This is a genomic window from Pseudomonas sp. RL_105y_Pfl2_101 (genome assembly GCF_963970585.1).
Taxonomy (GTDB): Bacteria; Pseudomonadota; Gammaproteobacteria; order Pseudomonadales; family Pseudomonadaceae; genus Aquipseudomonas.
In genome coordinates, this window is record NZ_CAXAPG010000006.1 from 232,765 (window position 1) to 254,434 (window position 21,670).

Consider the following 21,670-nt stretch of genomic DNA (forward strand, 5'->3'; position numbering starts at 1 on the left):
CTGCTCGCGAAGAGGCCGGCCGCAACACCGCCAATAAAAGATACCCAATGTTCCAGCATCGGATCTGCGGGTATACATAAGTCCCCTGTGGGAGCGAGCTTGCTCGCGATGGCGCCAGTCGCCACACCGCCAAATAAAAGGAATAACCCATGCTGCAACTGATCCTCGGCGGCGCCCGCTCCGGCAAGAGTCGCCTGGCGGAAAAACTCGCCACAGACTCCCAATTGCCAGTGACCTATATCGCCACCAGCCAACCCCTGGACGGCGAGATGAACACGCGCATCGCCCAGCACCGCGCCCGGCGCCCGGCCGATTGGGCACTGGTGGAGGAGCCCTTGGCCCTGGCCCGAGTGCTACGGGAAAACGCCGCCCCCGGGCAATGCCTGCTGGTGGATTGCCTGACCCTGTGGCTGACCAACCTGTTGATGCTCGACGCTCCCGAGCGACTGAACGCCGAACGCGAGGCGCTGCTGGACTGCCTGGCCGCGCTCCCCGGGCACATCATTTTTGTCAGCAACGAGACCGGCATGGGTGTCGTGCCGCTGGGCGAGCTGACGCGCCGTTACGTCGATGAAGCCGGTTGGCTGCATCAAGCCTTGGCCGAACGTTGTCAGCGCGTCGTGCTGACCGTCGCCGGCCTGCCCCTGACTCTCAAAGGTACTGCGTTATGAATCATCGCTGGTGGCTGGACCCGTGCAAGCCCGTCGATACCCAAGCGCTGGAACTGGCCACGGCCCGTCAGCAACAACTGACCAAACCGGCCGGCTCCCTGGGGCGGCTGGAGTCGGTGGCGGTGCAACTGGCTGGCCTGCAAGGGCAGGTCAAACCGAGCCTCGATCAGCTATGGATCGCGATTTTTGCCGGTGACCATGGTGTGGTCGCCGAAGGCGTATCGGCCTATCCCCAAGAGGTCACCGGGCAGATGCTGCTCAACTTCGTCAGCGGCGGCGCGGCCATCAGCGTCCTGGCGCGACAACTGGGCGCGTCCCTGGAAGTGGTCGACCTGGGTACTGTCACGCCATCGCTGGACCTGCCCGGCGTACGGCACCTGAACGTCGGGCCGGGCACGGCGAATTTTGTCCAGGGCCCAGCCATGACGGTGAGCGAGGGCGAGCAGGCCCTGCAAGCTGGGCGCGACAGTGTGCTGCGTGCGGTCGCGGCCGGGACGCACTTGTTCATTGGTGGCGAGATGGGCATCGGCAACACCACGGCCGCCAGCGCCCTGGCCTGCGCCTTGCTCGAATGCCCGGTGGCGCATCTGGTCGGGCCGGGTACCGGGTTGGACGCGGCGGGTGTCAGCCGCAAGGCCCAGGTGATCGAACGGGCCCTGGCGTTGCACGCTGCCCAGGGCCACGACCCATTGCAAACCCTGTTCAACCTCGGCGGTTTTGAAATCGCCGCGTTGGTCGGCGCGTACCTGGCCTGCGCCCAGCAGGGCGTCGCCGTGCTGGTGGATGGCTTCATCTGCAGCGTCGCGGCCCTGGTGGCCGTGCGGCTCAATCCGGCGTGCCGGCCATGGTTGTTGTTCGCCCATCGCGGCGCCGAGCCGGGCCATCGCCACGTGCTGGAAACCCTCGGCGCCGAGCCGCTGCTGGAGCTCGGCCTGCGCCTGGGCGAGGGCAGTGGCGCTGCGTTGGCGGTGCCGCTGTTGCGCCTGGCCTGTGACCTTCACGGGCAGATGGCGACGTTTGCCGAAGCGGCCGTGGCGGATCGCCCGGCATGACCTTGCGCCTGGACCTGCTGCGTCACGGCGAAACCGAATTGGGCGGCGGCTTGCGCGGTAGCCTCGACGATGCCTTGACGGCCAGGGGCTGGGAGCAGATGCACACAGCCGTCGCCCAAGGCGGGCCCTGGGATCGCCTGGTGAGTTCGCCGTTGCAGCGCTGCGCCCGTTTCGCCGAGCAACTCGGCGCCCGGCTCAACCTGCCGGTGCACTTGGACAAAGACCTGCAAGAGCTGCATTTCGGCGCCTGGGAAGGCCGTAGCGCGGCGGCGTTGATGGACACTGACGCCGAGGCACTGGGCCAGTTCTGGGCCGATCCCTATGCCTTCACGCCCCCTGAAGGCGAGCCGGTGCTGGCGTTTTCCAGCCGCGTGCTGGCGGCGGTCGAACGCCTGCACGCGGCCTATGCCGGTCAGCGGGTCCTGCTGGTCAGCCATGGCGGCGTGATGCGCCTGCTGCTGGCCCAGGCCCGCGGTCTGCCTCGGGAGCAGTTGCTCAACGTCGAAGTCGCCCATGGCGCGCTGTTTTCCCTGACGGTGTCGGCAGGGCCCGTGCTCAAAGAGGCGGATTAATGATGTTGCCTTTCTGGATAGCCCTGCAATTTCTCAGCAGCCTGCCGGTGCGCCTGCCCGGCATGCCCGAGCCCGAACAGCTGGGCCGTTCGCTGTTGTTCTATCCCATGGTGGGGCTGGTGTTCGGCGCCGTGCTGTGGCTGCTCAATGCGCTGCTGCTGGGTGCGCCGTCGCTGCTCCACGCCGCGCTGTTGCTGAGCGCGTGGGTGCTGCTCAGCGGCGGCCTGCACCTCGATGGCCTGGCCGACAGCGCCGACGCCTGGCTGGGCGGTTTTGGCGATCGTGAACGCACGCTGCTGATCATGAAAGATCCGCGCAGCGGGCCGATTGCGGTGATCACCCTGGTGCTGGTGCTGTTGCTCAAGTTTGCCGCGCTGCTGGCGTTGATCGAGCAGGGGCACGCGTTGGCCTTGATCGTCGTGCCGGTGCTGGGGCGTGCCGCGTTGCTGGGCTTGTTCCTCACCACGCCGTACGTGCGGGCCGGTGGGTTGGGCCAGGCGCTGGCCGATCATCTGCCTCGGCGCGCGGGTTGGTGGGTGTTGTCGGCCTGTGCGCTGGGGTGCTTGCTGCTGTTGGGCTGGGCCGGGCTGTGGATGTTGGTGGTCGCCGCGCTGGTGTTCATCGGGTTGCGACGGATGATGCTGCGCAGGCTGCAAGGATGCACCGGGGATACGGCGGGCGCCCTGCTGGAGCTGCTGGAAGTGGCCGTTCTGGTAGCGTTGGTGTCGAGTTGAATCCGGATCTGGCTCACAGGGCTGTGTTCATTTAAATTTGCATTCATTCAGTCGCGGGTATATACACGCATCATGCTTCCTTCCCAATGTTTGTGCATCAACCTGCGTCGTGCCGCCCGTGGCGTCAGCAGGTATTACGACGGCGCCCTCGACGGCTTCGGGATCAACGTCGCCCAGTATTCGTTACTGAACAACCTGGCGCGCCTGGACCAACCGAGTATTTCCTCCCTGGCCGAGGCCATGGGCCTGGATCGCAGTACCCTGGGGCGCAACCTGCGGGTGCTGGAAGGTGAGGGGCTGGTGGCGTTGGCCGAGGGCGACGACTTGCGTAACCGTATCGTCGTGCTCACTGAAGCGGGCCGGGCCCGGCTGGCGGCGGCATTGCCGGCCTGGGAAGCGGCGCAGCAGAAACTGATCGATAAGCTGGGCGCGGAAAAGCGCGCGACCTTGCTGGCCTTGCTGGATGAACTGGCGTGAAGCCGGTTCGTTCGATGATAAGTGGGTATATACCCGCGACTGGAGAACAAGCATGACATCGATGTGGCGTACCTGTGGTTGGGTCCTGGTGGGCAGTGCGCTGATCCTGGCGTTGTCCCTGGGCGTGCGGCATGGCTTCGGCCTGTTCCTGGCGCCCATGAGTAGCGAGTTCGGCTGGGGCCGCGAGGTGTTCGCCTTTGCCATTGCCTTGCAGAACCTGATCTGGGGCCTAGCGCAGCCGTTCACTGGCGCCTTGGCCGACCGCTTCGGTGCGGCAAAGGTGGTGTTGATCGGCGGTGTTCTCTATGCGGTCGGCTTGGTGTTCATGGGCATGGCCGACTCGCCATGGTCGCTGTCATTGAGTGCGGGCCTTTTGATTGGTATCGGTCTGTCGGGCACGTCGTTCTCGGTGATCCTGGGCGTGGTTGGACGGGCCGTGCCGCCGGAAAAGCGCAGCATGGGCATGGGCATCGCCAGTGCTGCCGGTTCTTTCGGCCAGTTCGCCATGTTGCCGGGTACGCTGGGGCTGATCGGCTGGCTTGGTTGGTCGGCAGCGCTGTTGGCCCTGGGGCTGCTGGTGGCGTTGATTGTGCCGCTGGTGAGCATGCTCAAGGACGCACCGTTGCCAGTTGCCGGCCATGAACAAACCCTGGGCGAAGCCTTGCGCGAAGCGTGCAGCCATTCCGGGTTCTGGCTGCTGGCGGTGGGCTTTTTTGTCTGCGGTTTCCAGGTGGTGTTCATCGGTGTGCATTTGCCGGCGTACCTGGTGGACCAGCACCTGCCCGCCAGCGTCGGCACGACGGTGCTGGCCCTGGTCGGTTTGTTCAATATTTTCGGCACTTACACCGCCGGCTGGCTGGGTGGGCGCATGTCCAAGCCGCGCCTGTTGACCGGGTTGTACCTGGCGCGGGCGGTGGTGATCGGTCTGTTCCTGTGGCTGCCGGTGACGACCACGACGGCGTACTTGTTCGGCATGGCGATGGGCTTGCTGTGGCTGTCGACGGTGCCGTTGACCAATGGCACGGTAGCGACCCTGTTTGGTGTACGAAATCTGTCGATGTTGGGTGGGATCGTGTTCCTGTTCCACCAGTTGGGTTCGTTCCTCGGTGGTTGGTTGGGCGGGGTGGTGTACGACCGCACCGGCAGCTACGACTTGATCTGGCAGGTGTCGATCCTGCTCAGCCTGTTGGCGGCGGCGTTGAACTGGCCGGTGCGTGAACGGCCGGTAGCGCGCCTGCAAGTGCAGGTCGGTGCGACATGAGTCGCGTCGGCCCGTGGTTGATCGCTGTCGGTGCCAGCCTGCTGCTGGCGTTAGCCTGGTGGGGTTGGCATCAGGGCGGTTTGGCATTGATGCAACTGGGCATGGGGGCGTGTTGAGCAATGGACGGCATCGGACGCTGCGAGTAACGTCTTGGTCTGACGTGCTTTTAAGGAAAAACGACATGTTGATGCGCTGGTTTGCTGTTCCCGCCCTGTTGCTGGCTGTGACTGGGCAAGTCTGGGCCGCCGATTGCCCGTTGTTGCTGGAGGGTTCGTTGCCCAAGCTGCGGGCCAAGGAAACCATCGATCTGTGCCAGCGCTTCGCCGGCAAGCCACTGGTGGTGGTCAACACTGCCAGCTTCTGTGGGTTCGCCCCGCAGTTCAAAGGTCTTGAGGCGCTCAACCAGCGCTACAAGGGCCAAGGCTTGCAAGTGCTGGGTGTGCCGTCCAATGACTTCAAGCAGGAGTCCAAGGATGGTGCTGAAACCGCCAAGGTCTGCTACGTCAATTACGGCGTGACCTTCACCATGACCGAACCACAGCCGGTGCGTGGTGCGGATGCGATACCGCTGTTCAAACACCTGGCTGAACAATCCGCCGCGCCGAAGTGGAATTTCTACAAGTACGTGGTGGACCGCCAGGGTAAAGTCGTTGGCAGTTTTTCCAGTCGGATCAAGCCTGACGATCCTGATTTCATCAAGGCGGTAGAAGCGGCCATTGCTTCCAAGCCCTGATTGCAGACCACGAAAAAGCCCCGCCTCTTTGCAGAGTGCGGGGCTTTTTTCGCTTCAGGTGGCGAGTGGTTCAGGTTCGCCGTGAAACATCAGAAGCGGTAGGTTGCACCGACGCCGAAACCGTTGGCGCTGTTTTCGTATTCAGCGTTGTAGGATTGGCCGAGCGCATTGCTGCCGCCGACTTTGACTTTTTCTTCCTTGAGGTAGGAATAAGCCACGTCGATGGTCAGGTCTTCTGTCGGGCTCCAGCCGGCACCGAGGCTGAAGATGGTCCGGTCGCCGGTCGGAATGCGTGGCGAGCGGTCCTGGTTGTTGGTCGGCGACTGGTCGAAGGTCAGGCCGGTACGCAGTACCCACTGCTTGTTCAACTGGTAGGAGGTACCGATGGCGTAGGCCCAGGTGTCGTGCCAGTTTTGCTCTTCGGTGATGGTACCGAAGAGGGGCGGGTTCAGGGCACCACCACTCGTTACGTCGTTGTTTACGGTAATTTCTTTCAGGCGGCTCCAGCGAGTCCAGGTGCTGCCGGCGTAGACGGTCCAGGCATCATTGATTTGCTGGGTGACCGAAAAGTCCACCGATTCAGGCGTGGTGATGTCCAGCGAAGCGTCGTAGCGACCATTGCTGAGCAGGAAGGCCGGTGTGCCGGCGCCCGGGCTCACTTCAGTGTGGCCTTCAAGCTTGTACTTGACCTTGGAATGGTAGGTCAGGCCGACACGAGTGGTGTCGGTTGCCTGGACCAGCACGCCAATGTTGTAGCCGTAGCCAATGTCGTCACCCTTGATCTCCACGCCCGCCTCGGGCAGGCCTGGTACGCCCAGTTTCGATTCCAGGGAGCCGGAAATACGGTTGATGGTTGGGCCGAAACCGATCGATACCTTGTCGTTGAAGGCATAGCTGACGGTTGGCTGGAACGTGACGACTTTCACTTCGCTCTTGCTGCCGAAGCTCCGGCCCTGGAAGCCATTTTCGTAATCGGTGATCAAGCCGAACGGTGCGTAGACACCCAGGCCGAACGCCCACTGATCATCGATAGGCTTGACGTAATAACCCATCGGAACGCCGGTAAGCGGGACCATGTCGCCCTTGTTGGTGCCGGACTGGGTGCCGCTGGCATCGTCGATATCGGTGGAGGCATCGATGGCGGCGAAGCCACCGGTGACTTGCTGGCGCTTGAGGCGCGACATGCCGGCAGGGTTGCCAAACACGGTGCTGGCGTCATCGGCAGCGGAAGAACGACCTGCGAAACCAGTGCCCATGCCACTGATGCTTTGTTCGTTCAAGGCAAAGCCACTGGCGAAGAGTTGCGTGGATGCCAAGGTCACGGCAAGGCCAAGGGTGGTTTTGAGCATCATTTTTTTCATTGTTAGAACTCCTGGTGATCACCGGGGCGAAAATTACCAACATTTTCGGCCAAGCGCTATAGCCTTTATCGCTTGATTTAGAGTGCTTTTGTAGGACAATCAGACCAAATTCGCGACCATTGTAGGAAGTTTCCAAATTTCCCGTCAGCAAGCGACTTGGTTCAGTGGCGAGACGTAGCTTCGCCAGGCACAGGTGAAATCTCGCAGGCGTCCTTGGGGGTGAAAGGTCTGTCGCCAGATGCGGGCCATGCCCAGCAGGTCATCGGCTTCGGGAAGCGGGGTGTTCCGTTCCTCCACCAGCAGCCAGGCAATGGCGGTGGCGTAGCGCAGGTTGACGGTCAACTCCAGGTGCGGGCCGCTGAGAAAGGCGTGCTGGCTGGCCAGGCCGCGTACCAGGCTGGCACGCTCCGGGTCCAGCGCCAGGTAATGATCCCAGAGTGCCTGGTGTCGGGGTTCGGTAATGCGATACAGGCCGTGCCCGCGGCGATCATGCAGGGCCGAACCGAGGGCGGACTGGCTGGCGGCAATGCCCAGCAACAAGGATTCCGCGGTTGCGCTATGACGCTCAAGGTAGAGGAGCGTCGGGCGGATCACATATCGACACAGTTCGCTGGCAGCGATACCCATAAAACCCTCGAAGTGTGAATGGGCGGGGCCTGAAGAGTGTGGGCTTGGCAGCGGTGGATCGGTCCAGGCCCCGCCGGAAGCGGATCATGCCGCTTGACTTGAAGTGTAGTGTCATATTTGCGCTGTAAAGGACTGTTTTTAAAACATCTTCAGCGAACGGTTATAACTGTTATATCCCTTGGTACTTACGCCGTTTCGCTTGATCGAGACATTCCAGGCAATAAAAAGCCCCGCTTTCTGGGCGGGGCCTTTGGGGTTTCAGCCTTTCTGTCGTCTCAGGCAACCAGTGCCTGGCGGGTACGCTCGATCACGGCCTGCAGCGGTTCGGCGCTGGAGTACTGATCGGGGTACAGGCGTTCGCTGTGACGGGCGATGCCGTGTTCGTTGACCAGGGTGAAGCTGAAGCAGCCTTTGCGAGCGGCCATGATCAGGCAGTTCATCGGGGCAAAAGCGTTGGTTAGGGTGCGGATAGCATCCTGTGCGTGGATTTGAGTAGACATGTTATGGGTGTTCCTACAAATGACACGGTTAAGAACCGTGCAACGTTAAAACGTTCCAGTAACGTCGACCACCATTGGTCGAACGAAGAACCCGACTGGAACAAAGCAGCCAGTTTGAGCGCTATATAAAGTGCGCACTTGGGCTGGCAGGTAGGTACTTAGGAGGGCAGGCAACACATCAAGGGCAAAGGTTCTGGGCCCGGGGTGAAGATCCTGATCAATTTTGCAGGTTGGTTCGGTCAGAATAATGAGCCTGGCAACACCCTTCGCATTCGATCAAAGGCAGTGTTGGCGCAAGGTTTACCTGGAAACCATCGAGGGGGCCGGTCTCTTTTTTTCGGTGAGGCGTCCTTTGAAGGATGGCTGACCGTAGAGATGTGTTCGACCCTGAATTGACTTTCAGCTTGGTACTAACGCCGCGGATACTAACGGATCGAACTCGTGAAGGGAAGGGCGCTGGTTAAAAAATATTCAAGTAGGACCATGGGCCGATGTTGGAATCGGACTCGTAGCACAGGATCCAACTGTATTCGGGTGTGTTCATGCTACCCACGCTGCGCGCAAGAACCGAGGTTTATCCCCAGCTTTTACCGCCAGATGCGCCAAAAAAGCGCAGCGTTATAACCCATTCGGCGGTTACTTGTGCACACTCGCTGCACCACCTGTCACTGTACTGTCAGGTCGAAACAATCCGGGGTGGGTGCCTGTATCCAAAATTTAAGTCAATGAAAAACATCGCTTTTTTTTGCTGGTGAAAAAATCGTCAGTTTGAGTGCAGGCCCCGTTCCACAGGGCTTTGCGCGAGTTCAGGGGGGGTTGTCCACTGAGTTATCCACAGCTTCTGTGGATTGTCCCAAGCGCTTGCTCTAGCACGGGCGTGCTGGTTTTTTTTCGGCTTTACCCGTACGAAAAAAGGAGTAGAGTGGCGCGCCTTCCGATCTATCCCACAGTGTTTTATGAAGTTTCGCTCCGTATCAAATCCTGTTACCTCCACCCCCCCTGGTGTTACTCCACCCAAGCGTATTTCGATGCGGGTGGCTGAGTGGCTGCTCGACAGCCCGCGACTGGGGGATAGCCCCAGCGTCAAGCACTTGGCCGGCCGTTTACTCAAGCAACCGGCCCGTGAAGGCGTGGTGGCAGCGCAAAGTCGTCTCGGACAGTTGATGTGCCGTGAATGCGGCAACGCCCGGGATCGCCGCATCGGTCAGGACCTGCTGCGCCAGGCCGCACGGGCCGGCGATGATCAAGCCCGCCGGGTCCTCGGTGAAATCGAAGGCTGAAAACGAAGACCGAGCTGGGCAACCCCCGGCCGCTTGGTTAACCTTCGGGCTTTATTTGATCGGCAGGAATTGTCATGGCTATGGATTTGACCAGCCTGTTGTTTGGCTTGGCGGGTGCTGCGGTACCGTTGCTGGCACTGGCCTGGCACCTGCAACGCCAGGCCGGCGCTGCGCAGACCGAACAGGCCCTGCTGGAAGAACGCCTGGCCACCGCGCACATGGCCCACGACGGCCTCAACGCCCAACTCGATGCCTGCCGTGACGAGATCAGCGACCTCAGCCAGGCCAACGCCGCCAAGCAAGCCGAGCTTGCGGCAGTCAGTCGTGAAGTCGAGTTGTTGCAAATCGAGCGCGACAACGCCCGGGATGCGGCCCATGCCTGGAGCCTCGAGCGCGCCAACAAGGAAGCGGAACTGCGGCGGCTCGATGCCCAGGCGGCGTCGTTGCATGCTGAACTGCGCGAGCAACAGGAAAGCCATCAGCAACGCCTGGATGATCTGCAAGGTTCGCGAGACGAGTTGCGGGCACAGTTCGCCGAGCTCGCCGGAAAAATCTTCGATGAGCGTGAGCAGCGTTTCGCCGAGACCAGCCACCAGCGCCTGGGCCAGTTGCTCGATCCGCTGAAGGAGCGCATCCAGTCCTTTGAAAAACGTGTCGAAGAAAGTTATCAGGCCGAGGCCCGGGAACGTTTCTCCCTGGGCAAGGAGCTGGAGCGCCTGCAGCAACTGAACCTGCGCTTGAGCGACGAGGCCACCAACCTCACCCGCGCGCTCAAGGGCCAGAAGACCCAGGGCAACTGGGGCGAGCTGATTCTGGAACGGGTGCTCGAACATGCCGGCCTGGAGAAGGGCCGCGAGTATCAGACCCAGGTCAGCCTCAAGGGCCCGGACGGCGAGCGTTTTCAGCCAGACGTGTTGATTTATCTGCCGGGCGACAAGCAAGTGGTGGTCGATTCCAAGGTCAGCCTCACGGCTTATCAGCAGTACGTGGCCGCTGAAGATGACGCCATCGGCCAGCTTGCCCTCAAGCAACATGTGGTGTCGTTGCGCGCCCACGTCAAAGGCTTGGCCGGCAAGGACTACAAACGCCTGGACGGTTTGCACAGCCTGGATTTCGTGTTGCTGTTCGTGCCGATCGAAGCGGCGTTTTCCGCCGCCCTGCAAGCTGAGCCGAACCTGTTCCAGGAAGCCTTCGACCGCAACATCGTGATCGTCAGCCCGACCACGTTGCTGGCGACCCTACGGGTGATCGACAGCTTGTGGAAGCAGGAACGCCAGAGCCAGAACGCCCGGGAAATCGCCGAGCGGGCCGGGTGGCTGTATGACAAGTTCGTCTTGTTCATCCAGGACCTGGACGAGATTGGCAGTCGCTTGCAGCAGCTGGACAAAGCCTACAGCGCGGCGCGCAACAAGCTGACGGAAGGGCGCGGCAACCTGATCAGCCGCAGCGAACAGCTCAAACTGCTCGGCGCCCGGGCCAGCAAGAGCTTGCCCAGCGAATTGCTCGAACGGGCGATGACCGATGCGGATGGGCTGCCTGAGTTGCCGGAAGAGGCCCGCGAGAAAACCCAGGGCTGAAACACAAGCCCAAGGCTGAAGCGCAAACTTGTGGCGAGGTCATCGTGTGGGAGCAAAACTTGCTCGCGATGGCATCCTGAGACCGCTATCGCGGCAAGCCTTGCTCCCACAAGATTTTCCATCACCACAGGGGAGCAGCGTGTTCCGCTGCCCATTACAACGGCAAATGCCGACTCAACAACGCCCGCAATGCCGCCGGCTTCACCGGCTTGGCCAGGTAATCCAGGCCAGCGGCATGCACCTGGGCCACCGTCTCGGGGCGGCCATCGGCGCTGATCACCACCCCCGGCACCGGTTCCCCCATACGCTTGCGCAACCAGGCCATCAGCTCGGTACCGGTCTCGCCGTCGTCCAGATGAAAATCCACCAGCGCCAGTTGCGGTCGCCCGCCTTGGGCCAGCCAACGCTCGCATTCCTCGCGGTTGCGCGCTGTCCATACCTGGCAACCCCAGCGTGTCAGCAGGCTGTTCATGCCGATCAGGATGCTGTCTTCATTATCGACGCACAGCACCTGAGCACCGCTTGGCAGATGGCCGTTGGGTTCGGCCGCGGGGCTCGGTGCGACAACCTGTGTAGGGGCCAAGGGGACGCTGACGCTGAACACGCTGCCGCGCCCCGGCCAGGAGCGCACGCGCAAGGTATGGCCGAGCACGCGGCATAGCCCGTCGGCGATGGCCAGGCCCAGGCCCAGGCCTTTTTCGGCGCGGGTCTGGTGGCTGTCCAGGCGCTTGAACTCTTCGAAAATGACCTGCAGCTTATCCTCAGCGATGCCCGGCCCGCGATCCCAGACTTCCAGGCACAGCTCGCGGTTGTGTCGACGTACCCCCAATAGCACCGGGCCCTTGGCATAGCGGAAGGCGTTGGTGAGGAAGTTCTGCAGAACCCGCCGCAACAACTTGATGTCGCTGTCGACCCGCAGCCGCGAGCCCCGCACCCGGAATTTCAGGCCTTGTTCCTGGGCCAATGCCGTGAATTCGGCGCCCAAGGTGTCGAACAGTTCGTTGAGGGCGAACGGCTTGCGCTCGGGGTTGATCTTGCCGTTTTCCAGGCGGGAGATGTCCAGCAGGTCGGTGATCAGGTCTTCAGCCGAGCGCAGCGAACTGTCCAAGTGTTGCACCAATTGTCGGGCCTCGCCCGGCAAGCCGTCGTGCTGGTGGGACAGCGCGGCGGAGAACAGGCGCGCGGCGTTGAGCGGTTGCATCAGGTCGTGGCTGACCGCCGCCAGGAACCGGGTCTTGGATTGATAGGCCGCTTCGGCGGTGCTCTTGGCTTCGGTCAGGGCCAGGTTCAGTTGGGACAATTCCCGGGTGCGCTCGGCCACCCGTTGCTCCAGCCCCTCGTTGGCTTCGGTCAGTGCCTGTGCGGCCTCACGGAACGCGGTGATGTCGGTGAAACTCATGACGAAACCGCCACCGGGCATCGGGTTGCCGATCAGCTCGATCACCCGGCCGTTGGGGAACAGGCGCTCAGAGGTATGGGCGCGGCCCTGGCGCATCCAGTGCAGGCGTCGGGCGACGTGGACTTCCGCTTCGCCCGGGCCGCAGAGACCACGCTCGGCGTTGTAGCGGATGATGTCGGCAATGGGCCGGCCGACACTGATCAAGCCGTCCGGATACTTGAACAGCTCCAGGTAGCGACGGTTCCAGGCCACGAGCCTGAGGGACTGGTCGACCACGCTGATGCCCTGACTGATGTTCTCGATGGCACCTTGCAGCAGGGCTCGGTTGAACTGCAGCACTTCCGACGCTTCGTCTGCGATCCGCACGACGTCCTCGAGCTGCATCTCCCGACCTTCAATGGCGGCTTTTACGACAGCCCTTGTCGAAGAGGCCCCAAGCACACCGGCCAGCAGGCGTTCGGTATGGGCGATCCATTCACTGTCGGCGTTCTGGCTCGGGTTGAAGCCTTTGCCCTGGCGGTAGGCAAAACGAATGAAACTCTGCCGCGCCCGCTCCTCGCCGACGAAACGTGCGGCCAGTTGCAACAGGTCTTCGATGTGCACCGCCAGCATTGAACGGGGGTTGGGGCGGGCACTGATTTCCTGGCCGATGAAGCGTCCGGCCTGCCAGTGTTCCGAGACGCGTGTACGCGACAGTACGGATATCCAGGCGAACAGTGTGAAGTTACCGGCCAGGGACAGGACCACCCCTTGGGTCAGTGGCGTAATCGGCAGGTTCAATGGGTTGCCGTGCAGCCAGGCCAGACCGGGGAAGCTGCTGAGCGACCAGCCCAGGCTGTGGGCCGTGATCGGCAACACCAAGGTGTAGAACCACAGGAAAATCCCCATGGCGAGGCCGGCGAACACGCCGCGGCGATTGGCCTGTTTCCAGTACAGCGCGCCGAGCATGGCGGGGGCCAGTTGGGTCACGGCGGCGAAGGCTATCTGGCCGATGGTCGCCAGGCTCGCTGTCGAACCCAGCAGGCGGTAGCTGACGTAGGCCAAGAACAGGATCACGACGATGCTCACCCGACGCACCGATAGCATCCACTGGCGGAACACTTCGAAGGGCCGTTCGGCGTTGTTGCGGCGCAGCAGCCACGGTAACAACATGTCGTTGGAGACCATGGTAGACAGCGCCACACTTGCGACGATCACCATGCCGGTGGCCGCCGAGGCGCCGCCAATGAACGCCAGCAACGCCAGGGCTGGATGGGCCTGGGCCAGCGGCAGGCTGATGACGAACGAATCCGGCAGTACCGAGCTGGGCAGCAGCATCTGCCCGGCGAGGGCGATGGGCACCACGAACAGCGCGGCCAGGGCCAGGTAGGCGGGGAATACCCATTTGGCCAGGCGCAGGTCCTGAGGCTCGATGTTTTCCACCACGGTCACGTGGAACTGCCGCGGCAAGCAGATGATCGCCATCATCGCCACCCCGGTCTGCACCACCATGGACGGCCAGTTGATGGTTTCTTTCCAGTATTGCTCCAGGCGTGGGGCGAGCATGGCCTGGTTGAACAGGTCGTCGAAGCCGTCGTAAAGGCCGAACGTCACGAACGCACCGACCGCCAGGAAGGCGAACAGCTTGACCAGGGATTCGAAGGCAATCGCCAGCACCATGCCACGGTGGTGTTCGGTGGCGTCCAGGTTGCGAGTACCGAACACGATGGTGAACAACGCCAGGATCAGCGAAACGATCAGCGCGGTGTCCTGGGCACGGGTGCCCATGGCATCGGCGCCGGCACCGATCAACAAGTTCACCCCGAGCACGATGCCCTTGAGCTGCAACGCAATGTACGGCAGCACGCCGACCAGACAGATCAGTGCGACCACCACCGCCAGGGATTGGGACTTACCGTAGCGGGCGGCGATGAAGTCGGCGATGGAGGTGATGTTCTCCTGTTTGCTGATCATCACCATTTTCTGCAGGACCCACGGCGCCAGCACCAGCAGCAGGATGGGCCCGAGGTAGATCGGCAGGAATGACCAGAGCTGTTCGGCCGCCTGGCCGACGGCACCAAAGAACGTCCAGCTGGTGCAATACACCGCCAGCGACAGGCTGTAGACCCAGGCCCGCACCCGTGGCGGCAGCGGTGTGCTGCGCCGGTCGCCGTAGAAGGCGATGGCGAACATGATGGCCATATAGGCCAGGGCGACAACGGCGATCAGCCCGCTGGACAACGACATGGAAACTCCCGGACAAAGACACCGGGACTTGAGCCCGGCAGGACAGTCTCGCATGCCCGCTCGGGTTCGTCAGTGTCGACCAAGGTCGAGGCGTGGTGGGGTGTCGCAGGCGGGGGAAATGCTCAGATTATTTGGTGTTCTTTCGGGCCTCTTCGCGGTCTTACTGAGCCAACGCAATATCCACCAACCGATACAACTCCCCAACTTCCAATGGCGCGGTGGCAAAGAGGATACGAAACACCGTCGGCGCCACCACCACATTGATCAGCCGTTCGACGCCTGGATTGGGCTCATCGGGGTAGCGGTCCAGGATGATTTGCAACTGACGGCTGATGATCCCCACGCAATACCCCGGGGTGGCGCAGGCCTGGATGTCGCGCATCATATTGCGCCCGGGCTCGGAACTCATCTCGTCCAGGTACTGCTCGGCCCAGGCGAGTAGGTCGCCGCGCAGGCTGCCGGTGTTGACGGGTTCACTGTCGGGGTGCAAACGGGCGATAGCGACGTCGGCCAGCAGCGCCGGCAGATCCCCCCAGCGCCGGTAAATGGTGGACGGCGTGACCCCGGCGCGCGCAGCGATTTGCGGTACGGTCAGGGTTGCGCGGTCCTGCTCTTGCAGCAGGTCGCGGACCGCCGAATGAATCGACTCTTGGACCCGGGCGCTTCGACCGCCGGGGCGTAAACCTTCTTTAATCGCCATGCGTCAGACCTTAACACAAAGAATTTGCTTTAAGCGCACGCCGGTAGCACACTCCGCAAAAGCAAAAAATTAGCTTTTGTGGATATTTTGTGGAGCGTGCCCATGTCCCGTCCAGCTTCGACCCGTGCCAGCCTGATCTTCCTGGCGCTCACCTTGCTCGGTTTTCTCGCCGCGTCCAGCGCGCCGACGCCGTTGTACCACCTTTACCAGGAACAATTGCATTTTTCCCCGGCCGTCCTGACGCTGATTTTCGGTGTGTACGCGTTCAGTCTGTTGGCGGCCTTGTTGATCGTGGGTTCGCTGTCGGATTACCTGGGCCGCAAACCAGTGATTTTCGTGGCGTTGTTGCTCAACATGCTGGCGATGCTGCTGTTTATCAGCGCCGACAGCGTTGTCTGGTTGATCAGTGCACGGTTGATCCAGGGATTTGCCACCGGCATGGCCACCAGCGTGCTGGGGGCTGCCTTGCTGGATTTCGACCGTCGTCAAGGCCCGCTGATCACCAGTGTCGCGCCGCTGTTGGGCATGGCATGCGGGGCGCTGGGCGGTGGCCTGCTGGCTGAATTCGCGCCGCTGCCCTTGCAACTGACGTACTGGCTTTTGTTGGGCTTGTTCCTGGCCCAGGCCGTTTACCTCTGGCGCCTGGCGGAAAGCGTCAGCCCGCAACCCGGTGCCTGGCAGTCCCTGCGGCCAACCCTGCATGTGCCGCTCCAGGCGCGGCAAGCCTTGTGGCGGGTCCTGCCACTGAACCTGGCGGCCTGGGCCGTGGGCGGGTTCTACCTGTCACTGGCACCGTCCCTGGTACGGACGGCAACCGGATCGACCTCCAACCTGATCGGCGGCGCGTTGGTGGCGGTGTTGACCCTCAGCGGCGCGTTATCCATCTACCTGTTGCGCAACCAGGAGGCCGACAAAATGTTGCGCTCCTCCGCGAGTCTGCTGGTGATCGGTCTTGCATGGGTGCTGGTGGCGGTGCATGGCGCTAGCGTGCCATTGTTCTTCATGGGCACGCTGGTCACTGGCGGCGGCTTTGGCGCAGGATTTCTGGGCGCGCTGCGCAGCATCATGCCGCTGGCATTGCCCCACGAACGAGCCGGTTTGATGTCGGCGTTCTATGTCCTCAGTTACCTGGCCTTCAGCCTGCCGTCGCTGCTGGCGGGGAACCTGACGCGGGTGTTCGGATTGATCCCGACCACCGATGGTTATGGCGCGGTGTTGATTGTGCTGTGTGTCGTTGCGTTGTTGGGGATACGTCAATCCATGAGATCGGTCAGCGATGGCGCGCGGCCTTGAAACCATGCATGCAGGCGCCGCTGGCAGTGGGTTAGTCTTGGCGCCTCAGTCTTTTTCCGGACGATCTCTTGAAAATCATTCGTAGCAAATCCTTCACCGGGGACCGCGCCTGGGCGGCGCTGGATATCGCCAACATGAACGGCATCACCACGCGTCTGCACTGGACCGATCAGCCCTACAAATGGCACGTCAATGACGGCGAGGAAGTTTTCGTGGTGCTCGATGGGCAAGTGCGGATGTGCTATCGGGAAGAGGGTGTCGAAAAGGAGACCTTGCTGGAGGCCGGGGATATTTTCTACGCCTCGGTGGGCACCGAGCATGTGGCCAGGCCCGTGGGCGCAGCGAGAATCCTGGTGGTCGAGAGCGAAGGCAGCGTCTGATGGTTATCTGTTAAACCGATAACATATAGAGAAATTACCCGTTATATAGATATTTGATCCGGCTCTAGCATGGCTCCACCTCATCCGAGGACAGGAGTTCGCCATGACATGCTGCGCTGCAAAAAATCGCTTGCGTCCATTGAGTCATTTGCCCAGGCCGCTGGAGGCCATTCGCCAATTCACGCCTAACTGGTTTGCCGTGGTCATGGGCACCGGTGTGCTGGCGCTGGCCTTGGCGCAATGGCCTGGGAATGTACCGGGCCTGCGCCTCCTGAGCGAAGGCTTGTGGTTGTTCAACACGCTGTTGTTCGTGGTGTTCGCCCTCATGTACACGGCCCGTTGGGTGCTGTTCTTCAACGAAGCGCGACGGATTTTCGGCCATTCAACAGTCTCGATGTTTTTCGGCACCATTCCCATGGGGCTGGCGACCATCATCAACGGCTTTTTGGTATTTGGACTGGCGCGCTGGGGGAGCGGTGTGGTGGCGGTGGCTGAGGTGTTATGGTGGATCGACGTGGCCATGTCGCTGGCCTGTGGTGTGCTGATTCCATTCTTGATGTTCACCCGCCAGGAACACCGCATCGATCAAATGACCGCCGTATGGCTCCTGCCGGTGGTGGCCGCCGAAGTCGCGGCAGCCAGTGGCGGGCTGTTGGCGCCGCATCTGGCCGACGCTCATGGGCAACTGGTCATGCTGGTGACCAGCTACGTGCTCTGGGCCTTTTCTCTGCCGGTGGCGTTCAGCATCCTGACGATTTTGCTGTTGCGCATGGCGCTGCACAAACTGCCTCACGAAAACATGGCCGCCTCGAGCTGGCTGGCCCTCGGTCCGATCGGCACCGGTGCCCTGGGCATGTTGCTGCTGGGCAACGATGCCCCGCTGATTTTTGCCGCCAATGAGCTGTCCGGCGTGGGCGAAATCGCCGCCGGGTTGGGCCTGGTGGCCGGCATCACGCTGTGGGGGTTGGGGTTGTGGTGGATGTTGATGGCGCTGCTGATTACCGCGCGTTACCTGCGCGCAGGCATTCCCTTCAACCTCGGCTGGTGGGGGTTTACCTTCCCCTTGGGCGTGTACGCGTTGACCACGTTGAAGCTCTCGGAGCTGCTGGGTCTGGCTTTTTTCAGCGTGTTCGGCGCTGTGCTGGTGGCGATGCTGGTGGTGATGTGGCTGATCGTCGGGCGGCGTACGGTCCTCGGTGCCTGGCACGGTGAGTTGTTTGTGTCGCCCTGCATTGCAGGGCTGGCGAAATAATCGCTAAAGACAGGTAATGTGTGGCCTGGATCGAAAAGCGTTCATTCCAATAAGCGTCCACGCCACTCAGGAACATGGAAGATGAGTCACCCTTCGCAGTTCACCTTGCTTCGCACGCGGCGTTTCTTGCCGTTCTTCATCACGCAGTCCTTGGGCGCGTTCAACGACAACATTTTCAAGCAGTCGCTGATCCTCGCCATCCTCTACAAATTGACCATCGAGGGGGACCGCTCGATCTGGGTCAACCTTTGCGCGCTGCTGTTTATCCTGCCGTTTTTTCTGTTCTCGGCGCTGGCAGGGCAGTTCGGGGAAAAGTTCGCCAAGGACGCGCTGATTCGTCTGATCAAGCTCGGCGAAATCGCCATCATGGCAGTCGGCGCAGTAGGGGTTCTGTTCGATCACTTGTCGCTGATGCTGGTGGCCCTGTTTGCCATGGGCACGCAATCGGCGTTGTTCGGCCCGGTGAAGTACTCGATCCTGCCGCAGGCCTTGCACGAGGAAGAGTTGGTCGGCGGCAATGGGCTGGTGGAGATGGGCACCTTCCTGGCGATCCTGGCCGGTACCATTGGCGCCGGGATCATGATGTCCTCGGCGCATTACGCACCCGTGGTGTCCGCCGTGATCATCGGCGTTGCCGTGCTCGGTTACCTGGCCAGCCGCAGCATTCCGCGCGCGGCCGCGGCCTCGCCGCAGATGCGCTTGAACTGGAACATCTTCAGCCAATCCTGGGCCACCCTGAAACTGGGGTTAGGGCAAACCCCGGCAGTGTCCCGGTCGATTGTCGGCAACTCCTGGTTCTGGTTCGTCGGTGCGATCTACCTGACGCAGATCCCCGCCTATGCCAAGGAGTGGATGCACGGTGACGAAACCGTGGTGACCTTGATCCTGACGGTGTTCTCGGTGGGGATCGCCTTGGGTTCGATGCTCTGTGAAAGGCTTTCCGGGCGCAAAGTCGAGATCGGCCTGGTGCCGTTCGGCTCGTTCGGGCTCACCGTATTCGGTCTGTTGCTGTGGTGGCATTCCGGTGGAATCCCCGACAGCGTCGAGGGTCACGGTTGGCTTGAAGTGCTCGGTTTCGGTCACGCCTGGCTGGTGTTGATCGACATCCTGGGCCTGGGTGTCTTCGGTGGTTTCTACATCGTGCCGCTGTACGCCTTGATCCAGTCGCGCACGGTGGAGAACGAGCGGGCGCGGGTGATTGCCGCCAACAATATTCTCAACGCGCTGTTCATGGTGGTCTCGGCCATCGTTTCCATCGTGTTGCTGAGCCTGGTCAAACTGTCGATCCCGCAGTTGTTCCTGGTGGTCTCGCTGCTCAACATCGGCGTCAACGCCTACATCTTCAAAATCGTCCCCGAGTTCAGCATGCGTTTCATGATCTGGCTGCTGAGCCATTCCATGTACCGCGTGGAGCATCGCAACCTGGAGGCGATCCCGGATGAAGGCGCCGCGCTGTTGGTTTGCAACCACGTGTCCTTCGTCGATGCCTTGCTGATTGGCGGCGCGGTGCGTCGACCGATTCGCTTCGTGATGTACTACAAGATCTACAACCTGCCGGTGCTGAATTTCATCTTCCGTACCGCCGGGACGATCCCGATTGCCGGGCGCCAGGAAGACATTCACATCTACGAAAAAGCCTTCAAACGAATCGCCCAATACCTGAAGGACGGTGAGTTGGTGTGCATCTTCCCTGAAGGAAAATTGACCGGTGACGGTGAGATCAATGAATTCAAGAGCGGACTGACACGCATCCTCCAAGAGACCCCAGTGCCGGTGATTCCCTTGGCGTTGCAGGGTTTGTGGGGCAGCTTTTTCAGTCGCGACCCGGCCAAAGGGCTGTTTCGCCGGTTCTGGTCGCGGGTGACACTGGTGGCGGGTTCGGCGGTCGCTGTGGAAGTGGCTGAGCCGGCGAAGTTGCAGGCGTTGGTGGGGGAGTTGCGCGGCACAGTCAGGTAAGACGAAGAGCCTGTGGGAGCAAGGCTTGCCCGCGATGACGGTCTCAAGGACGCCGTCGCGAGCAAGCTTTGTTCTCACAGGTTTCGCTCCTTGGAGAACTCAGGTGCTGACCTTAAGCCCGATCAACCCCGCAACGATCAACGCTACGCTGAGCAAGCGCACCAGTGCCATCGACTCACCAAACAAAATGATTCCGGCGATCACCGTGCCCACGGCACCGACCCCGGTCCAGATCGCATAGGCTGTACCCAGCGGCAGTTCCTTCATTGCAAGGCCGAGCAGGCCGAGGCTGATCGCCATGGCGGCGATGGTCAGTGCAGTGGGGAGAGGGCGGCTGAAACCGTCGGTGTATTTCAGGCCGACAGCCCAACCGACTTCGAACAGGCCGGCAAGAAACAGAATGATCCAGGACATCACACACCTCATCAATGGATGGGGCCGTCCCCGGATAACGATCGCTCGAGCGTTGCGGGGTCGTCCCCGCATTGGGTGCAACAGTGCCCAATGCTGACGATTTGGTCAAGATTCTCCTTCAGTCCACCGCTTGGCGGGCTTGTAGCTCACGGTCCTGTTTTTCGCTCATGCGCCGCAAGTACGTCGAGAGCAGGGCGCCGGAAATGTTGTGCCAGACGCTGAACAGCGCGCTGGGCACCGCCGCCAGTGGCGAAAAGTGCGCGCTCGCCAATGCCGCGCCCAGGCCGGAGTTCTGCATGCCCACTTCCAATGACAGGGTTTTGCGCTGGGCCAACGGCAAGCCGAACAAACGCCCGGTGAAGTACCCCAGCAGATAACCGAAGCTGTTGTGCAGCATCACGATGGCCATGATCAGCAGGCCGGATTCGGCAATTTTCGCCTGACTGGCTGCGACCACCGCCGCGACGATGATCACGATGCTCACTACCGATATCAGCGGCAGCACTTCTACGGCATGACGAACCCGGGCACCCAACAGACGTTGGGCAACGATGCCCAGTGCGATCGGCAACAGGACAATTTGCAGGATCGACCAGAACAGCGCCGAGAACGACACCGGCAACCAGGCCGAGGCCAGCAGCCAGATCAGTGCCGGGGTCAGCAGAGGGGCGAGCAGGGTCGTGATGGCGGAAATCGCTACGGCCAGGGCCAGGTCACCGCGAGCCAGCCAGGTCATGACATTGGACGATGTGCCGCTTGGGCAACAGCCCACCAGGATCACGCCGACGGCGATCTCCGGCGGTAGGCTGAACACTTGGCAAAGCAGCCACGCCATGCCAGGCATGATCACGAATTGAGCAATCACCCCCAGGGCTACCCGCCCAGGATGGCGGGCCACTTCGGCGAAGTCTTCCAGCTTGAGTGCCAGGCCCATGCCGAACATCACCAGGCCCAGCAGCGGCACGATGGCGATTCTCAGGCCGACGAACCACTGCGGTTGCAGGAAGGCCAGCACTGCGAAAATCAGTACCCAGTAAGCAAAGGTGTTGCCGACAAAGCGACTCAATGCAGCCAGTGCGCGCATGACCTGATCCTTATTATTGATAACACCACAAGACCCAATGTGGGAGCGGGCTTGCTCGCGAAAGCGGAGTGTCAGTCAACATCATCGTTGAATGTCAGTCAGTCTTCGCGAGCAAGCCCGC

The 21,670-nt window shown here is 61.6% G+C and carries 20 protein-coding genes; 13 read left to right on the top strand and 7 right to left on the bottom strand.

The window, feature by feature from the left end:
• Window positions 1–149 precede the first annotated feature (149 nt).
• The 7 genes from cobU to AACY31_RS10305 all read left to right on the top strand — a co-directional run bounded on the left by cobU (window position 150) and on the right by AACY31_RS10305 (window position 5,500).
• Entirely contained in the window at window positions 150–671 is a 522-nt protein-coding gene (gene cobU / locus AACY31_RS10275; RefSeq protein WP_339504391.1) for a bifunctional adenosylcobinamide kinase/adenosylcobinamide-phosphate guanylyltransferase, read from the top strand.
• On the top strand, window positions 668–1,723 hold the full coding sequence (gene cobT / locus AACY31_RS10280; protein ID WP_339504392.1) for a nicotinate-nucleotide--dimethylbenzimidazole phosphoribosyltransferase: 1,056 nt from the start codon (window positions 668–670) through the stop codon (window positions 1,721–1,723). Before cobU ends, cobT begins: the two co-directional genes overlap by 4 nt.
• Window positions 1,720–2,295, top strand: a complete 576-nt coding sequence (gene cobC / locus AACY31_RS10285) for an alpha-ribazole phosphatase family protein (RefSeq protein ID WP_339504394.1) — start codon at window positions 1,720–1,722, stop codon at window positions 2,293–2,295. The genes cobT and cobC overlap by 4 nt, the downstream gene beginning before the upstream one ends.
• Before the next feature lie 2 nt (window positions 2,296–2,297).
• Window positions 2,298–3,029 carry an adenosylcobinamide-GDP ribazoletransferase gene (locus AACY31_RS10290; protein WP_339504403.1) on the top strand — a complete coding sequence of 244 codons (732 nt, stop codon included), beginning with the start codon at window positions 2,298–2,300 and terminating at the stop codon, window positions 3,027–3,029.
• Between the two features lie 72 nt (window positions 3,030–3,101).
• Entirely contained in the window at window positions 3,102–3,506 is a 405-nt protein-coding gene (locus AACY31_RS10295; protein WP_339504395.1) for a MarR family winged helix-turn-helix transcriptional regulator, read from the top strand.
• A 52-nt stretch (window positions 3,507–3,558) separates the two neighbouring features.
• Window positions 3,559–4,767 (top strand): MFS transporter, encoded by a 1,209-nt coding sequence (locus tag AACY31_RS10300; RefSeq protein ID WP_339475087.1) that lies wholly within the window; start codon window positions 3,559–3,561, stop codon window positions 4,765–4,767.
• A gap of 181 nt (window positions 4,768–4,948) precedes the next feature.
• Window positions 4,949–5,500, top strand: coding sequence for a glutathione peroxidase (locus AACY31_RS10305; protein ID WP_339504396.1), 552 nt, complete (start codon window positions 4,949–4,951; stop codon window positions 5,498–5,500).
• Window positions 5,501–5,589: 89 nt separating this feature from the next.
• Here the strand turns inward: AACY31_RS10305 and AACY31_RS10310 are convergent, their stop codons facing one another.
• The 3 genes from AACY31_RS10310 to AACY31_RS10320 all read right to left on the bottom strand — a co-directional run bounded on the left by AACY31_RS10310 (window position 5,590) and on the right by AACY31_RS10320 (window position 7,988).
• Entirely contained in the window at window positions 5,590–6,861 is a 1,272-nt protein-coding gene (locus AACY31_RS10310; RefSeq protein ID WP_339475083.1) for an OmpP1/FadL family transporter, read from the bottom strand.
• 144 nt (window positions 6,862–7,005) lie between these two features.
• On the bottom strand, window positions 7,006–7,488 hold the full coding sequence (locus AACY31_RS10315; RefSeq protein ID WP_339475080.1) for a hypothetical protein: 483 nt from the start codon (window positions 7,486–7,488) through the stop codon (window positions 7,006–7,008).
• A gap of 275 nt (window positions 7,489–7,763) precedes the next feature.
• Window positions 7,764–7,988: a hypothetical protein gene (locus AACY31_RS10320; protein ID WP_003204606.1), complete on the bottom strand. Its 225-nt coding sequence runs from the start codon at window positions 7,986–7,988 to the stop codon at window positions 7,764–7,766.
• Window positions 7,989–8,944: 956 nt separating this feature from the next.
• Between AACY31_RS10320 and AACY31_RS10325 the strand changes: the two genes are divergently transcribed.
• Window positions 8,945–9,268, top strand: a complete 324-nt coding sequence (locus AACY31_RS10325; protein WP_339475077.1) for a sel1 repeat family protein — start codon at window positions 8,945–8,947, stop codon at window positions 9,266–9,268.
• 188 nt (window positions 9,269–9,456) lie between these two features.
• Window positions 9,457–10,845 (top strand): DNA recombination protein RmuC, encoded by a 1,389-nt coding sequence (gene rmuC / locus AACY31_RS10330; RefSeq protein WP_339504405.1) that lies wholly within the window; start codon window positions 9,457–9,459, stop codon window positions 10,843–10,845.
• 154 nt (window positions 10,846–10,999) lie between these two features.
• On the opposite strand, the gene AACY31_RS10335 is transcribed toward rmuC, so the two are convergent.
• Together AACY31_RS10335 and AACY31_RS10340 are read right to left on the bottom strand one after the other, a co-directional pair.
• A complete protein-coding gene (locus AACY31_RS10335) occupies window positions 11,000–14,470 on the bottom strand; it encodes a hybrid sensor histidine kinase/response regulator (protein ID WP_339475074.1) in 3,471 nt (1,156 codons plus the stop codon).
• A 160-nt stretch (window positions 14,471–14,630) separates the two neighbouring features.
• The gene (locus AACY31_RS10340) at window positions 14,631–15,170 is read right to left on the bottom strand and encodes a TetR/AcrR family transcriptional regulator (protein WP_339475072.1); all 540 of its coding nucleotides are present in this window, start codon (window positions 15,168–15,170) and stop codon (window positions 14,631–14,633) included.
• A gap of 102 nt (window positions 15,171–15,272) precedes the next feature.
• Here AACY31_RS10340 and AACY31_RS10345 point away from each other — a divergent pair, with 102 nt between their 5' ends.
• From AACY31_RS10345 to AACY31_RS10360, 4 genes are all read left to right on the top strand, one after another.
• Window positions 15,273–16,463 carry an MFS transporter gene (locus AACY31_RS10345; protein WP_339475070.1) on the top strand — a complete coding sequence of 397 codons (1,191 nt, stop codon included), beginning with the start codon at window positions 15,273–15,275 and terminating at the stop codon, window positions 16,461–16,463.
• A gap of 68 nt (window positions 16,464–16,531) precedes the next feature.
• Complete coding sequence (locus AACY31_RS10350) at window positions 16,532–16,843, top strand: cupin domain-containing protein (RefSeq protein ID WP_339475069.1); 312 nt, start codon at window positions 16,532–16,534, stop codon at window positions 16,841–16,843.
• Between the two features lie 103 nt (window positions 16,844–16,946).
• Entirely contained in the window at window positions 16,947–18,095 is a 1,149-nt protein-coding gene (locus tag AACY31_RS10355; protein WP_339475066.1) for a TDT family transporter, read from the top strand.
• 81 nt (window positions 18,096–18,176) lie between these two features.
• Window positions 18,177–20,051 carry an MFS transporter gene (locus AACY31_RS10360; protein ID WP_339504398.1) on the top strand — a complete coding sequence of 625 codons (1,875 nt, stop codon included), beginning with the start codon at window positions 18,177–18,179 and terminating at the stop codon, window positions 20,049–20,051.
• 99 nt (window positions 20,052–20,150) lie between these two features.
• Here AACY31_RS10360 and sugE read toward each other — a convergent pair whose 3' ends face one another.
• On the bottom strand, window positions 20,151–20,465 hold the full coding sequence (gene sugE / locus AACY31_RS10365; protein ID WP_339475062.1) for a quaternary ammonium compound efflux SMR transporter SugE: 315 nt from the start codon (window positions 20,463–20,465) through the stop codon (window positions 20,151–20,153).
• 118 nt (window positions 20,466–20,583) lie between these two features.
• Window positions 20,584–21,549 carry a bile acid:sodium symporter family protein gene (locus AACY31_RS10370; RefSeq protein WP_339475060.1) on the bottom strand — a complete coding sequence of 322 codons (966 nt, stop codon included), beginning with the start codon at window positions 21,547–21,549 and terminating at the stop codon, window positions 20,584–20,586.
• Window positions 21,550–21,670: the final 121 nt, after the last annotated feature.

Coding starts and splice junctions, on each gene's coding strand:
- cobU (WP_339504391.1), top strand. CDS start 150: ATGCTGCAACTGATCCTCGGCGGCGCCCGCTCCGGCAAGAGTCGCCTG.
- AACY31_RS10305 (WP_339504396.1), top strand. CDS start 4,949: ATGTTGATGCGCTGGTTTGCTGTTCCCGCCCTGTTGCTGGCTGTGACT.
- AACY31_RS10315 (WP_339475080.1), bottom strand. CDS start 7,488: ATGGGTATCGCTGCCAGCGAACTGTGTCGATATGTGATCCGCCCGACG.
- AACY31_RS10355 (WP_339475066.1), top strand. CDS start 16,947: ATGACATGCTGCGCTGCAAAAAATCGCTTGCGTCCATTGAGTCATTTG.
- AACY31_RS10290 (WP_339504403.1), top strand. CDS start 2,298: ATGTTGCCTTTCTGGATAGCCCTGCAATTTCTCAGCAGCCTGCCGGTG.
- AACY31_RS10295 (WP_339504395.1), top strand. CDS start 3,102: ATGCTTCCTTCCCAATGTTTGTGCATCAACCTGCGTCGTGCCGCCCGT.
- sugE (WP_339475062.1), bottom strand. CDS start 20,465: ATGTCCTGGATCATTCTGTTTCTTGCCGGCCTGTTCGAAGTCGGTTGG.
- cobT (WP_339504392.1), top strand. CDS start 668: ATGAATCATCGCTGGTGGCTGGACCCGTGCAAGCCCGTCGATACCCAA.
- AACY31_RS10370 (WP_339475060.1), bottom strand. CDS start 21,549: ATGCGCGCACTGGCTGCATTGAGTCGCTTTGTCGGCAACACCTTTGCT.
- AACY31_RS10310 (WP_339475083.1), bottom strand. CDS start 6,861: ATGAAAAAAATGATGCTCAAAACCACCCTTGGCCTTGCCGTGACCTTG.
- AACY31_RS10345 (WP_339475070.1), top strand. CDS start 15,273: ATGTCCCGTCCAGCTTCGACCCGTGCCAGCCTGATCTTCCTGGCGCTC.
- AACY31_RS10325 (WP_339475077.1), top strand. CDS start 8,945: ATGAAGTTTCGCTCCGTATCAAATCCTGTTACCTCCACCCCCCCTGGT.
- AACY31_RS10300 (WP_339475087.1), top strand. CDS start 3,559: ATGACATCGATGTGGCGTACCTGTGGTTGGGTCCTGGTGGGCAGTGCG.
- cobC (WP_339504394.1), top strand. CDS start 1,720: ATGACCTTGCGCCTGGACCTGCTGCGTCACGGCGAAACCGAATTGGGC.
- AACY31_RS10320 (WP_003204606.1), bottom strand. CDS start 7,988: ATGTCTACTCAAATCCACGCACAGGATGCTATCCGCACCCTAACCAAC.
- AACY31_RS10335 (WP_339475074.1), bottom strand. CDS start 14,470: ATGTCGTTGTCCAGCGGGCTGATCGCCGTTGTCGCCCTGGCCTATATG.
- AACY31_RS10360 (WP_339504398.1), top strand. CDS start 18,177: ATGAGTCACCCTTCGCAGTTCACCTTGCTTCGCACGCGGCGTTTCTTG.
- AACY31_RS10340 (WP_339475072.1), bottom strand. CDS start 15,170: ATGGCGATTAAAGAAGGTTTACGCCCCGGCGGTCGAAGCGCCCGGGTC.